The 15,051-nt window shown below is 67.4% G+C and carries 8 protein-coding genes; 4 read left to right on the forward strand and 4 right to left on the reverse strand.

Going from position 1 to position 15,051, the window contains the following annotated elements; translation table 11 throughout:
- Positions 1-106 precede the first annotated feature (106 nt).
- Together ACIPSA_RS46585 and ACIPSA_RS46590 are read right to left on the reverse strand one after the other, a co-directional pair.
- Positions 107-2,284 (reverse strand): NACHT domain-containing protein, encoded by a 2,178-nt coding sequence (locus ACIPSA_RS46585; RefSeq protein WP_402647150.1) that lies wholly within the window; start codon positions 2,282-2,284, stop codon positions 107-109.
- A complete protein-coding gene (locus tag ACIPSA_RS46590; RefSeq protein ID WP_402647153.1) occupies positions 2,281-3,795 on the reverse strand; it encodes an IS4 family transposase in 1,515 nt (504 codons plus the stop codon). The genes ACIPSA_RS46585 and ACIPSA_RS46590 overlap by 4 nt, the downstream gene beginning before the upstream one ends.
- An 831-nt stretch (positions 3,796-4,626) precedes the next feature.
- Between ACIPSA_RS46590 and ACIPSA_RS46595 the strand changes: the two genes are divergently transcribed.
- The 4 genes from ACIPSA_RS46595 (at position 4,627) to ACIPSA_RS46610 (ending at position 10,673) form a co-directional block, all read left to right on the forward strand.
- Positions 4,627-7,833, forward strand: coding sequence for a hypothetical protein (locus tag ACIPSA_RS46595; RefSeq protein ID WP_402647155.1), 3,207 nt, complete (start codon positions 4,627-4,629; stop codon positions 7,831-7,833).
- Positions 7,834-8,026: 193 nt separating this feature from the next.
- Positions 8,027-8,872 carry a hypothetical protein gene (locus ACIPSA_RS46600; protein ID WP_402647157.1) on the forward strand — a complete coding sequence of 282 codons (846 nt, stop codon included), beginning with the start codon at positions 8,027-8,029 and terminating at the stop codon, positions 8,870-8,872.
- Positions 8,873-9,262: 390 nt separating this feature from the next.
- On the forward strand, positions 9,263-9,538 hold the full coding sequence (locus ACIPSA_RS46605; RefSeq protein ID WP_402647160.1) for a hypothetical protein: 276 nt from the start codon (positions 9,263-9,265) through the stop codon (positions 9,536-9,538).
- A gap of 58 nt (positions 9,539-9,596) precedes the next feature.
- Positions 9,597-10,673, forward strand: a complete 1,077-nt coding sequence (locus ACIPSA_RS46610) for a DUF6292 family protein (RefSeq protein WP_402647163.1) — start codon at positions 9,597-9,599, stop codon at positions 10,671-10,673.
- Between the two features lie 227 nt (positions 10,674-10,900).
- Here the strand turns inward: ACIPSA_RS46610 and ACIPSA_RS46615 are convergent, their stop codons facing one another.
- Both ACIPSA_RS46615 and ACIPSA_RS46620 read right to left on the reverse strand, forming a co-directional pair.
- Positions 10,901-12,316: an IS4 family transposase gene (locus ACIPSA_RS46615; RefSeq protein ID WP_402647165.1), complete on the reverse strand. Its 1,416-nt coding sequence runs from the start codon at positions 12,314-12,316 to the stop codon at positions 10,901-10,903.
- A 156-nt stretch (positions 12,317-12,472) separates the two neighbouring features.
- On the reverse strand, positions 12,473-15,031 hold the full coding sequence (locus ACIPSA_RS46620) for a DUF6185 family protein (protein WP_402647168.1): 2,559 nt from the start codon (positions 15,029-15,031) through the stop codon (positions 12,473-12,475).
- Between the last annotated feature and the right edge of the window lie 20 nt (positions 15,032-15,051).

Here is a 15,051-nt window from a genome sequence, read left to right on the forward strand (position 1 = left end):
AGTTGCCTTAGCTGGCCACCACCATTCGACGATCCGCTGCCCTCGGCAACGGCTTCCCTGCAAGTGCACGACGGGGCCGGACAACGTCCCAAGACAACGCGGCCGATCACGGTTGGCGTTGTGCGAGGTAGCGTTGGAGGTCGAGGTGACGGAACTGGTAGACCGCTCCTGCCTGCCGAAGTACACCCCGCCGCTCGTGCGCGTCGGCCAGGAAACTCATGAAACGCCAGGGCACACGTCCGCGGGCCGCCAGTCGGATCCGCGTTACCAGGTACTCCAGCCACACCGACCGAGCGAGTCCCAGTATGAAACCGATAGGAAAGCCCAGAGCCAGGCCGAATGGCAGCCAGAGCACGAGTGAGACCACCCCTTTCCACGCAAGCCCCGACCAGATCTCAAAGGCCTGTACGAGACTCAACGCGAGCACGCCCACGAGTCCGCCTGTGACGGTAATGACCGAGTAGGTGCGTCTGTCCTGAGCCAGGATCGCGCTTGGCCGCACTGCCTTGGCCAGGTCGGGGTGCACGGACCTGAGCCCGCCCAGCAGCACGAAGGGGAGCCCGGCGCTAAGTGCGACTACTACTCCGTGCTTCAGTCCATAATCGGAACCTGGGATGCCGAGTGCGGCCCCGAAGACGAGTCCCGGGACGAGTCCGAAAGTTAGCCAGGACCTCCCTCTCCAGCTCCAACGGATCTGCGAGCTTGGCTGATCCGTTCTCGAAAGCCAACCGACCAATGCCACCGCTACTGCGCAGATGAATCCGTAAGCAAGCCCAGCCAGGACAACGAATGTGAATACAGACTCAAGCGTGAGTTCTTGGGATTCAAGGGACAAGAGCCCGACTGCGATGCAGGCTAACAACCCGCTCATGAGTCCGGCAATGAGCCCGATCGTAAGCACCCTTCTGCGCTTGGGGAGAGCGCGGGGGAGTTGCCACCAGGCGAGGTTGGGGGTGCCGTGGAGGGTGTGTTGGAGGTGGTGGGCGAGGAAGGTGAGGGTGCGCTGGGCCTGTTGGGTGCTCCAGGACGTGGGCTGGTCGGGGTGGGGGCGGTAGGCGGCGGGAATGAAGGCGGTGAACAGGTGGGTGTCGATGTCCTGGCGGGTGGGGAAGCGGGCTTGGTCGAGGAGTTCGTCGGGGTCGGACAGGTTGGGCAGGCCGGAGAGGTGTTCGTCGGGGCGGGGGTTGTAGATGGTGCGGGCCAGGAACAGGCCGAGCGGGGTGCTCAAGGCCTGAGAGACGGGGGCGGTGGTGCCCAGTGCAGCGGTGACCCGCCTCCAGCGGGCCGCGGCCTTTGTGTCGGGACCTCCGGCGTCGCGCTCCAGGTAGGCGGCCGCTTTCACGGGATCCAGCGGGAGGAGATGGATACCTGCGGCTCCGTTGAGGAGCACGGTCACCGCTGCCGCTGTGGTCAGGGTGCTTCGATACTCGGCGGTGCGGCTGGAGAGCACCAGGGGCTGCCGGGCCGGCAGTGCCTGGTTGATGGCGTGCAGGGCCCGGGCCTGCAGACTTTCGGGGAGTTCGTCCAGGCCGTCGAGGATGGGCAGGATCAACCGCTGTTGAAGGAGGACACGGGCCTGGGTGCCGGCGCTGGTCTGTGAGGGATCGGAGAGGGTGGGGGCCCTCAGGGCGGGGTGGTCTTGGGTAAGTTGTTCGGCCATCCATGCGTACAGGTCCTGCCGGGCGGGGTCCCAGGAGGCCAGAGTGAAGAGGACCGGGACGGGGCCGCCGGGCAGGCGGTGTTCGAGCAGGGCCAGCAGGAGGCGAATCAGCAGCATGGTCTTGCCCGCACCGGGTTCGCCCAGGACCACCAGGCGGCGGGTGGGGACGCACTCGAAGACCTGGATGATGTCGCCCCCTTTGCCGGCCAGCCCTGCCGGGCTGAGAGCCCACGCGGAGTCGGCTTGGGGGGATTGGCCGGGCCAGTCCTCGGCCAGCTCTGTCAGGTGCGTCCACGATTCGACGAGGTCCGCGTCGGCTGCCTCCCATGCGACCGGCAGCGGGAAAGGGTCGTTCAGGCGGCGTAGCCGGGCCTCGGCCTCCCACTGCTGGCGTACCCCCTGGGCGAGCTGGTCGGCCATGTCCCCCGGACGGGCGGGCGCCGGTCCGGTCTTGCCGGAGCGGAGCACGGCGACTACTGCGGCGGGCAGCGCGAGCAGGGCAGTGAACGCGGAGACCATGGTGACCAGAACGTCGACCTTGTGTCCGCGTGCGATGTACCACGCCAGGAAGGCACCAACCAGGACGACATAGAGCAGTCCGACATGCTTCGGCACACGTCTCACATAGGGATCATGCGGGACCCTGGACGGCGTTCCCGGGATTTGAGGTCGCACACACGCCGCCGGACCGGTAAGCGACGTGTGTCCGCCCGGCCTAGGGAGGTGGCGAGGTTTGCACTGGTTCGGCGAAGGGTCTTCCCGCGCCCCTGTACTTGCGCTGTTTGGTCGTCTGGTTGTGGTTCCAGCGGCTGGCGCTGACCTTGTCGCGTCCGGCCCGGGTCCGCAGGATCGGCCATCGGAGCGGCTTCTTGATCGCGCGAGGGCAGTCCCTCTTGGCCCGGGGCGGCAACAGCTGGCTGCGGGCTTCCTGGGGCCGACTCGGACCATGCTCGGGTGAGCTTGGTCCTGGTGGCACCGGCCTGTGACACGACGCTCCGGCGGATGATCCGAACGCAGCGCAGGCAGGAGAGGCGGTCGGTGTCCACAGCCGGGCCGGCGGCCGCTGCTGCATGGGCGAACTGCCGGACCGCATGATGAACCGCAAGGTAGGCCCACAGTTCCTGCCTGACGCCCTCCGGCGTGCGCGACCTGATCGGCCCGCCGGGACCGAGGTGGTTCTTGATCTCGTCGAAGGCCAACTCGATCTCCCACCGCTGCCGGTAGAGCGCCACCAGCTCGGCCGCCGGATACTGCTCGTGGTCCAGCAATGTGGTCCCCAGATGCACCTCCTTGCCGTCCTTCGCAAAGGTGATGACGCGATAGACCGACTCCTGGGGCATTGTCCGGCCTTCGCGCCGGGCCCGCAGCTGGACCTCCTTGCCGGGCCGCATCATCGACAACCGGGACCCGTCGGGAAGCTCCTCCTGCGTGGTGCCGAGATGGTTGGACTGGAGCCTGGCCAAGAGGTTCGCGCCGGTCGTAGTAAAGGTGTGCATGAACTCGACCGACCAGAAACCGGGGTCGGCGATGATCAGGTCGCTGGGGCCGGTGGCTGCCGCCAGCGGGTAGGCGAGGGCCCGTTCGCCGTCGCGGTAGCCGCCGAGCCTTGCGTCCAGCACTCCATGGGTGCCGATCTCGGAAAGGAGCACAGCTCTTACCTCGGGAAATCCGAACGGCGTACCGCCGGTGGAACGCCCGTCGAAGGTGTCGCCGTTGCTCACGGAGTCCGGGACGTCGAACTGGGTGCCATCCAGTGCAAGGAGACGGAGCCCGCGCCACCATGCCCCCAGCGTCCCCGGCGTGGCGAGCGGGCTGGCGACCTGGCGGAAGAGACTTTCCAGCACTTCTTCGCCGAGTCGGGCTCTTGCCCGCGACAGTGAGGACCGGTTGGTCCGCGCCAGTGCGCGGCTGCCTGGGATGCCGCTGGTCAGCATGCGTATGACCTCTTCGTACGACTCTCGGGCGAACAGGCATAGAGCGAGCACGAAGTAGGTGACCAGGCGGGCTGGCAGTAGACGGCGTCGTTGCTCGGCCCGGCTGTGCTTAGCTGTCGCCGCGTCGACCAGTTCGGGTGTGAACACCTGCGTCAAGATCCCGATTCGCGTCCGTTGCCCAACGCTGGTCTTCCCCTCCACTCAGTGATCAACGCGAGGCGGCGCTCTCGGGCACTGGCGCCGAGGGTCGGCAGTCCTCAGCCCTGGCGGGCTTGCGGTGCCCCGACGGGGTGGCCAGTCGCCATGGGCGACCAGCGGGTCCGTCGGGGCCTTCAATGCCGAAGCGTGGCTGAGACCGGGAACGGGTTGCGGTGACACACGCGCGCCTGCTCGTTCGGGCGAAGGCATCGCCGTGGCTGACGTTCGGTACCGGTAGAGAACGGGCCGTAGGAGCTGACGAACGCGTTAAAGCAACTGCATTGCCCTAACCCAGCCCTAGCCCCGCGTCGCCGCCGGCATCGCGAGATGCGGTTTACGGCCCCTCGGTGGTCGGCGAGCTGCGTAGCCGGCCGCGGCTGACCGGCGCCTCGTGGGCAGTTGCTTCCTTGGTGGGCCCGACCGTTGCCTGGACAGTGGGCTGCACCGTTGCGCCGAGAGGAGCACCGAGAGTTGCAGCACCCCTCTGCGCGCTTCCGGCGTTCGCCCAGCTCACCCCCCATGGGCAAGCCCTTCACCCTCGTCGACACCTCTTTCTCCGCGTAAGTCGGAGGAAGAGGACCTAGCTCAGACCTAGCTCAGCACAGGCCAGCCCAGCCCAGAGTTCAGCCCAATCCGGCTCCGTCCGGTCATCCCGCCGGTGTCTGGCCGGCTCGGGCTGCGGTTGTGCCCGTCGCCGGCCCGCCCAGGGGCGCCGCGGGCGGGTGCGCGCGCTCGCGCGCGTGGCGCCGCTCGAGTCGCTGACCGGCGGAGATTCTCGAAATGGCGCCCCGGAACCCCTTCCGTTGGTGATGTAAGTGCGGTATATTTTTCTTGTTGGGTTGGTCGGTGGCACGGCCCCCAATACCGAAGCCACACACCCTCACTACGGAGGACTCCCCTATGTCGCACGCGGTCATGATCACCACTCCCGCGGGCAATGCCATGGAAGGGCACGGCCTTACGGACGCGCGCACCATCCTTGCCTCGGATGCCGACCTGCACCCGAGGCGGCAGGGACTGAGCGTGACTCCTCGCGCGGTTGCGTACTCCGTGTACTGCGCCGCGACGGAGCGGTACAGCCTGGTGACGCTTGACGGTCGGTGGATCATCCCGGGGCGGGAGGGTTACAAGACTCGGGGCCCGGTGGCGACGTACGCGCGGAAGAACATCGCGACCGTGCGCCCGGACGGACTTGTGATCCTGGAGCCGGTACGGCACAACGGCCCGTTCAAGGCGACGCAGTACGGGCGCCGTCCGGGGACGTGTCGTCAGGCAATCGGGGACGACTGGCGCGGCATCTACGGGTACGCATGTTCGTGTGGTGCGGGCGTGCAGCCTGAGAAGGTGTCCCGTGATGGCTGGGTGATCGTTCGGGACGGTCGGGGCACGCACACCGTTTCGTACGCGCTGCGTAGCGAGCACCGTCGGGAGTTCGGCACGGTTCCGGCAGAGGTTCCGGAGCGTGCGAACGTGGTGGTTGCTGGCGCCCCGGAGGCTCCGGCGGTCAAGGCTCCGACCACCGTGGACGCTCCGGCCGAATCAGCCCCCGTTGCGGACGCTCCGGCGGTCAAGGCTCCGGCCGTCCACATCCCGGATAAGGCTCCGGCACAGACCCCGGAGACTGCCCCGGAGGGCACCCCCGAGAACGCGCGCCGGTTGATCAGCACGAGCGAAACCGGCCGCGCGTATGTGACCGGGAACGGCGAACGGCTCCGGATCGAGTCGGCGGACGGCCGTATGGCGTACACGCTGCACACGGTGCATGACGAGGCACACCAGGAAGCCAAGAACGGCTTTGCCGCACTTGCGCGGGAGTTGGCCGGTGAAGTGGCCAAGCGCGGTAAGGATGCCCCGAAGTGGCGCAAGCGTCCGCTGGGCATGTGGACGGGCAAGCCGCAGCGTTCCAAGGAATTCGCTCCGGTCGACTACGCCCCGGGTGTGATGCTGGCATGGACCGTGGACGGAGTGTCGTACACGGGTCAGGTGTGGGCGAACCGCATCCGGTCCGGGAAGTGGAACGGCGACCGGGGTGAAACCTCGGCGGTTGTGGTTGCGACGGTTGACGGCCGTCGGGCACGGCGCGATGAGGCTGTGTGCCTGCCGTTCGTGTACGGCTCGCGCCGGAAGCGCGCGTATGCGTTCGTGTGCACGGACGGCGGTAACGCGGACGTGTCCGTGATCGCTGCGGAATGCGCGGGTGACGGGCTGTTCGACGTCGTCACCCCGTCGGTTGACGTGGTCGACGTGTGGGAGGGCGAGGGGGGCGCCGTGGCTGGTGTTGAGGCCCCGGAGCCTGCCGACGCTCCGGCGGACGATGTGGAGCCTGCCGGCGCTCCGGCCGAGCCTGCTGCGCCGGAGGCTCCGGTGGGTGCGCACTGCCACCGTTGCGGCACCGACACCGTGTTCGGTGCGGAGTGCCGGACGTGTGGGCGGGTGGACATCGTGGCCGCGCTCATGCCGTCCAGGCCGGTGCTGTGCCCAGCGGAGGAAAAGGCCATGGCTACGGGCCGTCAGTACTGCCCGCGCTGTTTCACGGTCGGTGTGGCGCTGTACGCGACGACGCTGCACACGGGGCCCGCGTACGTGTGCGCTGAGTGCTACACGGCGCACGGGCGCCGTCTGCCCGAGGCGGGCCCGGCGCCGGTCAAGGCTCCGGCCGGTGACGTTATCCGGGCCGCGCGGGCAGCGCGCAAAGAGGCGGAGGAGTCGGGCGCGAGCGGCGGCGAGATTCACCGCGCTGGGGAGGCCGCGCGCAAGGCGGTCGCCGTGGCGTACGGGCAGCGTCCGGCGGACGTGATCAGCGACCCGTGCAGCGTGGACGGGTGGGAGGGCGAGGGCGGGGCGTGCGTCGGCGTCGACCGGTCCAGCGCGCCGGACGCTGGATGCGGTGCTGCGCCCGTCGGCACCGACCCGTCGCCGGAAATGGGTACATGTACCGCTCCGGCCGTCGGCGTCACCCCGGTACGCCCTGACGTCGTGAGCGACCCGGGGGCCGTCGACACCTGGGACGCCGAGGGCGGCGCCCTTCCCGGAGTGGAAACCGTCCGCGTCCCCTCTGCGCAGGAGCGGGGCGCCGACGCCCCCTACGCTGTCCATCCGGCCGCGCCCGAGTGGGCACCCGTACCGGGCACGAATCGCCGAACCACTGAACTGACCTGCACGGGGAGGCAGTACCGCGTCTATCACGCGCCGGACGCGGTACTCCCCTACACCGTGCGCTACACCCTCGGCGGCGCCGACGTCGACCTGGGAGGGTGGGTCGGCCTGGACGACGTGCGTGCGATCGTGCGGGCCGACTGCCGCCGCAGCGCCGCTCTGGAAGCGGACCGCCGCCGTGTCGAGCAGGAACAGCGGCGCGCGGCTTACCGGTTGGAGGGGGAGCGGCGGCAGGCCCCCGTACGGCTGACCGAGGAAGAGCGGCGCGCGATCGCCCGTCGGACGGAGGAGAAGCACCGTCCCGTGGCCGCGGAACTCTACGTCTCGCCGATCACAGGAAACGCGGTGCTGGCCTGGGTGTGCGGGACGTGTGCCACCACGCACGACGACCCGCTGTGGCGGCCGCAGACCATCGGCGGGCGCTACCGCACCCCGCTGTCCGTCGAACGGGACACCCTTGCTGCCCTGGTGGAAAAGCGTGGGTGGACTGTCACCGGCACCTGGACGGCCCATGGGACGCGCGGGGACACCATGCGCGCCCTGATCGCTCCGACCCCGGCGTACCTCGCATGGGTGGACGCGACCTACGGTCCGGACCCGGCCACGCCTGAGGTGGAGCTGGGGGAGCGCATCGTCCCCGTCCAGCGGGGATGGTGGGACGTGGTCAGCCAGGAAGGGCACCGCTACGAACTCACCTGGCGGCCGACTCTGACCGGGCCGGAGTGGAGCGTGCGTCACCGCAGCGCGGACGGATTTGAAACGGTCGCTACGACCGGTCTGGCGGGCGCCGTCCTGACTGGCATGCGGGTCCACTCCGCCGAGCGCGGCCACCAGCCCGCGGGCGAGGCGTGCCCCGGATCGGTACATGTACCGCTCGCTAGCTGACAGTCCGGTCCTTCTGGCCTCCGTCCCATGCGGAGGCCAGAAGGGGGCCAGCTGCTTGGCCCCGGGCAGCTGGCTCCGGGTACGGCCGGGCCGCGGCGGCAGACCGGCGGTGATCCGAGAGCGGTGCAGGCGTCGTGCGCATAACCAGCACTCGGCAAAACGGAGTTGACCGCAGGGCGGCAGGAATTGGTACATGTACCCGATGGCGCGCATCAAGTGGCAGGACATCATCGACCGGGCCCGCGACATCGTCGACGGCTACGACGGCGGCGTCACCGTACGGCAGGTCATGTACCGGCTGGTCGCCGAGGGCCTCTTGCCGAACACCGCACCGACCTATCGCAGGCTGTCCTCCCGGCTCGCCCAGGCCCGCCGCGACGGGCTCTTCCCGGACCTCATCGACACGATCCGTGAAATACACGTCCCGCCGGCCTGGCCGGACGCCGCCGCGTTCGTGGCGGACATGCCCCGGTGGTTCCGCCTGGACCGCACCCGTGGCCAGGAGTGGGCGCTGTATGTGGCAGCCGAGAAAGACACACTGCGTCAGCTGCTGACCGGCTGGCTCGCCGAGTACGGCATCCCTGTCCTCGTTGTGCGCGGATTCGGCAGCCAGTCCTACGCCGACGTCGTCCGCGAACGCGCGCGCAGTGATCCACGCCCGGCAGTGCTGCTCTACATCGGGGACTTCGATGCCAGCGGCTCCGACATCGAGCGCGACTGGGTGGAGCGCACCGACTGCTGGGAGCGGGTGGAGCGGGTGCTGCTGACGGATGGGCAGGTCCGCGAGTACCAGCTGCCGCCAGCCGAGGGGAAGAGGGACGATCCGCGCTGGCCCAGGTTCGCCCGCCGCTACGGATTCGATCTCGACCGTCCCGTCCAGTGGGAGGTCGAGGCACTGGAACCAGCCGAACTCAAGCGTCTGGTCCTGGAGGCCGTCGATGCCTACATCGACCGGGAGGTCCTCGCCCAGGTCACGGCCGAGGAAGAGCGGCAGCGTGCCCGGCTCGCTGGCATCCTCGGCCAGCAGGAGGACGCCTGATCGACCGGGCGAACTCAGCCAACGTGAGAACCTGCGCAGGTGAAAGCCGCCGCGGACGGGGCCCCGGCTGCGACACTGATCGTGCCCCGCCGCTCCCCCGTCGGCGGGGCACCTGTGCGTCTGGGCGCCTGGCGATGAGCGTCGCGAACGAAAGCGGCCGGCGCCCAATCCGCCGAAGCGGGTGGCAAGGGCGCCGGCCAACCGAAGACACGCACCGCCCAGGACATTAGGCCCGCACGGGTTGCGCCGTCCTTCGAGTGTAGCGGTGCGACAGGCACGAGGAACGCCTCCTTGCCCGCGATGACGCAAGTTCGGTAGCTTTCTTTCGTTGGGTGTGTTGTGGCAAGCAGCACCAGCCCGAAGCCATCACCGGGGTCAAGGAGTTCCTCCATGCTGCACCGCGTACGAACCGCGTGCCGCCGGGTTACGCAGCGCACGCGGAGACACCGGCACTGTGCCCCTCGAGTCCTGGAGGACCTCGGCGCTCGCCTCGTCGACGAGCCGGCCTGCCGATTCCTGGATGAGCCGCCGCTGTTCGAGGCGCTGCAGGAGGAGTCCCAGGACGCGCGGACCGGCACTGCCCAGGACCGTTGCCGCGCCGTCGTCCGCACCCTCGAAGCCCAGTGGCGTTCCATCGCCGCCGACACGCCCACCCCGACGGCATAACGTCTGCCCCGCCTCGCCCGCAACGCTGGCGCCCTGCACAACCGACCAGGAGAGAGTGATGATCCGCGCCGGACGCCGGAAGTACACCCAGAACAGCGAAGATCTCGCCGCCGCCATGGGTGTGACGATCGGCACCTTCCGCAACAAGCAGCCCTACGCCGACGACGCCTTTCCGCCCCTGATCAGCTCCGACGGGGCGCGGGTGAAGCTGTGGGACAGCGAGCAGACTGCTGCCCACCTGGCCGGCCGCCCTATGCCCGAGCTGCCCCAGGAGGACGACGAGCAGGACCTCCTCGACCGTAACGAAGCCGCCGCCGAGCTGGGCGTCAGCCCCAAGACCTGGGACGTCTACAAGACACACCCCCAGATCGCCCCTCACCTGACCAAGGTCAAAGGCGTGGAGCACTGCCCGCGCGGCATCGTGCAGGCCTTCCGCACCGGCAAGAAAGCCGGCGCCGACGCCGGACCCAAGGGCCGCCCCAAGGGCCGCCCCAAGGGCAGCGGGGACATGGTGCCGCGCGACGAGATCTCCGCCCGGGTCGGCGACCTGCTCGACGAAGACCCGGCGGTGACCCTCGCAACCGTCCAGGAGCACCTCGGCCTGTCCTACGCCACGGCCGCGCGTGCCCTGCCCCGGCTGCGCGGGGAGCGGATCGCCGACCTGCTGCAGACCGAACCGGACCTGACCCCCGAACAAGCCGCCACCAGGCTCGGCTATCCAACCGCAGTGCAGCGCACCGCCCTCGCCAGTGCCGCCACCGAGCTGCGCGCCCGCCAGGTACAGCCGTACCTGCAGCGCGTCGCCGACGTTCTGGCCGGCGCAGGCCTGGCCGAGGCCCAGGACGTCCGGGTGCAGCGCCTGGAGGGCGACGTGCTCGCCGCGGCCGTGGCGCTGAGCGGATCCGGCACGCCCGCCCTCGTGTGGGACGAGCGCTATGGCTGGCGTACCGCCGTCAGCCGGCGCCACCCGATCGGCAAGGAGACCGGCACCCCGCCGGAGGGTGAAGGCATTCGCTACCTCAGCGAGCACCAGCAGCCCGAGCCCGCCCAGCTGCTGGCCGCGCTCACCGACGCCCGGCGCGGCTCGAAGCACCCCAAGGCCGTTCACCGGGCCGGAGGCACCCTACGGGGCTGAACAGGACCATCGAAAACACGCGCGAGACCTGCACGATCACATCGGCCAGCGGTCCGGACACCGCCTCGACATCCGGGCCTTTGCGTTTCCGTTCCGCCACAGTCCCTTACCGTCCGTCCAGGAGAGTCCAGGAGCGGTTTATGTGTTTGGCCCCCGAATAGCGAGCGCGACGCCTGCATCCGTGCAGGTCAGCTAGGTCATGTCCCGCTGAGTGCAACGCCGTTGCATTAGCCGTCAGGCCCGGCGTCAATGTCTCCGTCCTTGACCATCTTGAAGTCCAGTGTGTACGTCTGCACGGTGCGCGGATGTTGGTCCCGCTGGAACTGGTACTTGCTGGATGTCTTGCGGTAGCGGGCCTTCAGACGCTGGCGGCGCTGTTCGGGGAGGAGGTTGGCCAGCACGGCCCGGCCGATGGCTCCGATCAACGACGTCGCACTGCCCCGGGCCGGCCCCGGGGCGACGATGATCTGGTCCGCGGCGGCCTGGAACAGAACGGTGAAGCTCACCCGCTGGACGGACAGTCCCGGCGTGGCCGTCGTGACATCGCCGGCCATGCGGACCAGCGCCTGGTAGACCGTCAGCAGCGCGAAGATCTCCTGTTCAAGACCGGGGACACTGCGTGAACGCAGCACTCGCCCGTCCAAGATCGTGGACTTCAGCGAGAAGTAGCAGGTCTCCGCCTGCCAGCGCTGGTGGTAGAGCCGCAGCAGGTCGTTGGCGGGGTGGCGCTCGGCATCCAGCAGATTGGTCAGCAGCCGCCACAGTTCCGTGCGCCGCGTACCGTCGGCGAGGACCACGGTGAGCCACGCCTCGACCACCCGCACCTGAACCCGCTGCCCGTCCGCCCTGGCACGGTAGCGGCGCGGCAGGACCGCGGTGAGGTAGGAGCCGTCGGGCAGTGGGCGGCGCACCGTCGGGCGCCGCTTGCGGGTGGAGCGCAGCACGAAACGGGCCCCGGTGTCCTGCACGGCCTGAAGGAAATCGAACGCGTCGTAGTAGGCGTCGGCCAGTAAGAGCATCGATGCATCCAGATGTCCCAGCAGACGGCGCGCGTAGGCGAGTTCGCCGACGTCGTCGGGTCCGAAGACCGCGTCCACCAGAGCCCGTGTGCCGCACTCCACGAGGGCCACCAGGCGCACCAGCGGGTAGCCGAACGCGCGGACCCTGCCGATGTGTTTGCGAAAGTGCCAGGTCACCGCTTCCTCGTCGGGAGCGGACAGGGTGGTGCCGTCCACGGCGACCAGGCGCAGGCCGTGGTAGAAGGCGCAGGACTGGCGGTGGTCGGCCACGGGGCCGGCCAGGATCGTGAACAGGTGGCGCAGTGGTCCGCTTCCCAGTCGGCGCCGGGCACGGGCCAGCGACGAGGCGCACGGGTGGGCCACGCGCACGCTGCCCAGTCCCGCCGTGAGCTTGGCCCATACCGCCTGGTAGGAGGATCGCTCGAGGAAGGCGAGGGCCAGCACGAAGTACACCACGACGCGCGCCGGGAGCAGCCGCAGCCGCTGCTGTCGGACACCGGTGTCCTCCAGGACCGCGTCGACCAACTCGGGGTTGATGATCTCGGTCAACTCGCCCAGATGGCCAGGCGCGTACACGTCCAGGGCTGTCGCGCCGGACCTGACGCTGACAGAATTCTGCGACAACGGGACCTCCGGGACACTCGCAATGGCTTCGACACCATGCGAACTACCAGAGGTCCCGCCCTCTTGACAGGGCGCACACACCCTTAACGCACTGGCGTTGCACTACAGGGGACATGACCGTGCTTCTCTCATCACGGTGTGCATGTCGTCACGTTCTTATCGGGGCGGGGGTGCCGTGGGACCGCCTTCCCGCAGAGCTTTCCAGACCGAGACGAGGGCCACGAGCTGCGCCAGAAAGAATGCGACCGAGGCAAGTCGCATCCGGTAGATGTAGACAACCAGACTGGCACTCGTGGGCCAGTAGCGCCGTTCACTCTGGAACGTTTGCACATCCATGACTAATCCTGTGACGGTCAACACCGATGTGAAGGTGGCAACCTCGGCGACCGTACCTTGAAGGCTCTGCCCACTGAGTTCGCCAAGGATTCGGTGAACGGCAACGGGAATGGAGAAAGCTACAGAGACACAGAATGCTTTTGTCGGCCCATGGCGGCCGGGAAGGTCACGCCAAAGCGCCCCCAGAAAGAATGCTCCGCCCATCCAGGCGAGCTGCCAGGAGAGAACGTCTAGCACGATTGACGGAAATACGGGGGAGACAAGAGTGACCAGGACCCAGTTGTTATTTCCGACCATGTCGTTCCAATACATCACCGCGGTCGCGGGGAGGCCGACGAAGCAGGCGATGATCGCGCACCTGCAGGCATTTGCCCACCATGTGGCCATGGGGCCTAGGGCGAAGGCCACATCGATGGGCCTGACTCCTTCGGGCAGACACCGGTCCAGTTGATCGATTTGACGCTCGACCGACTGAGTCGCCGCACGCCCGACGCTGTTTCCGGAGTCGGCGTGATGAAGCTGATCCTGGAGCTCTCGATATTGCCGCACCATGCTCAGAAGGTGCGATCGATCGGTCTGTGAAATGACTTGGCCCAGAGGAAGGCCGTCTGAGGAAGGCTTTCGCAGCACGGACTTGGAACGCGCCAAGGACAGTATCATCCAAGCGGTACAGAGTCCGATAAGCGAGCCCAGAGTGGTACCCGAGATGCCGAAGTAGGTCGAGTAATCAGGGAGCGCAACCAGCGCGAAAAGGACCACGAGAAGAAACATTTCAGGCCGAGTGGGCGTGAACGAGCCAGTGTCATTTCGTTCTGCTCGGCAGGCGCGAAGGGCCCCCAGCAACACCAGCGCCGTCAAGACAATCCATGTAGATTCCCACAGATACGGTAGTGCCGCGTTGGGGAACCGGTACCACCACCAATCGTATGATTCATTAAATCCTTTCCTGTATGTCGGCCAGGCAGGGTCGGCAAGCCAAGTACGGCGATCCCAGTCGAGGCTAAAGGCCGGAAACTCCCACAGGATAGTCAACACCGAAAACCCTGCGGAAATAGATGTCATCTGCCATTTCGACAATCTTTGCCCCTCCGTCAATGGAGATCTCTGCCCTGCCGAAATTGCGCCCATGCAGAACACAAAAACTGCAGCCGCATAAGCGATCAGCACATCCCGCGTTCCCGCAGGGGAAATATAGACATCAGACGCGGGAAATAGCGCATCCTCCGTCACTTCAGAGCCGACGGAAAGTCCGACAATAGAAAATGCTAGTGCGCACGCGAGGGCAAGCAGAGACTTCTGCAACTTTCCGAAGAGGCAAAGGATGAGCCCCATGAACAGCAGTGAAAACAAAGCCACGGTTGGCCAGTAGTCGTGAATCCAGGAAAAGCGATCCGCCATGAAATAGTAGACATTGTCGCCCATGTAGACGAGCAGGCTGAGACCCACCTGAAGGAGCGCCCAGGAGCGCAGTGTCCGCAATGCCTTTTCTTCCTCCTCGATCGGCCGTCGCCCAAGCCCTTGCCGAATTTTTCTCACCGCGATGAGCAAGAGGGCACCTGCCACTACGTACCAGGCCGCGGCCGATCCGCTGTAGACCCCCAGAGCTTCCCAGGCCTGCTCCTGTGACAACCCGATTGCTCCCCACTGCTGGGCTGCGGGCGGGCGGAACGTGACCATGCAGTCAGTCGGCCTCTTGTTGTGCCAGCTCAGTAGGGTGCCGTTTTCGCCGCTAGCTGGCGGGGTGGCGACCGACAACGGTCTGGGACCCCCCGTATGGACCTGCACGTCTTCCCATACCGCCTTGGCAAGACCCTCCGAGTGCACCAATCGGATACTCCAGGTGCTCCTGCCAGCCACTAGCCTCCAGGGACCGACTTGATACGTGCCAAGCCCTTGCACCCAAGCAACGGCCTCGTAGTGAACCACTACGCCCTTCTCGTCGGAATGCACCGTGAGCGGCTTCAACCGCCACTCATCCTCGTCATAGAAATCCTCTTCGGAGACTTTCCCAAGAAGGCAGCGCAGCACTTCACGATAACGAGACGCGTGAGTGTCCAGGAGTAGATCCGCGGAGCGCCCCCATCCGGCCGGAATCTTGATTTCCATCACGCTGGTGACCATGCTGTAGTCTTGACCACGGTGATCAAATTCTGCCGATGCGGTGACCTTGACGCCACGAACCTTGTCGACTCCGCAGGAGTCGGCCTGATAGGCCTCGGCCGCATGAGAAATGACTGCAGTGCCCGACATGGAAACGAGAGTCAGCAGGAGAACGGACAGCAGGTGCGGCACGGAGCATCTACGACGGATCACCGCTACAGGATCTTCCCGCCCGAGCCGTCGTACTTCCGGTGGCACGGCGGGCACCTGCAGGTCCACCCTGACAGCCGATGGCGCCT

The sequence above is a fragment of the Streptomyces sp. NPDC086549 genome (assembly GCF_044746205.1).
Classification (GTDB): domain Bacteria; phylum Actinomycetota; class Actinomycetes; order Streptomycetales; family Streptomycetaceae; genus Streptomyces.

Coding starts and splice junctions, on each gene's coding strand:
- ACIPSA_RS46600 (WP_402647157.1), top strand. CDS start 8,027: ATGTACCCGATGGCGCGCATCAAGTGGCAGGACATCATCGACCGGGCC.
- ACIPSA_RS46605 (WP_402647160.1), top strand. CDS start 9,263: ATGCTGCACCGCGTACGAACCGCGTGCCGCCGGGTTACGCAGCGCACG.
- ACIPSA_RS46610 (WP_402647163.1), top strand. CDS start 9,597: ATGATCCGCGCCGGACGCCGGAAGTACACCCAGAACAGCGAAGATCTC.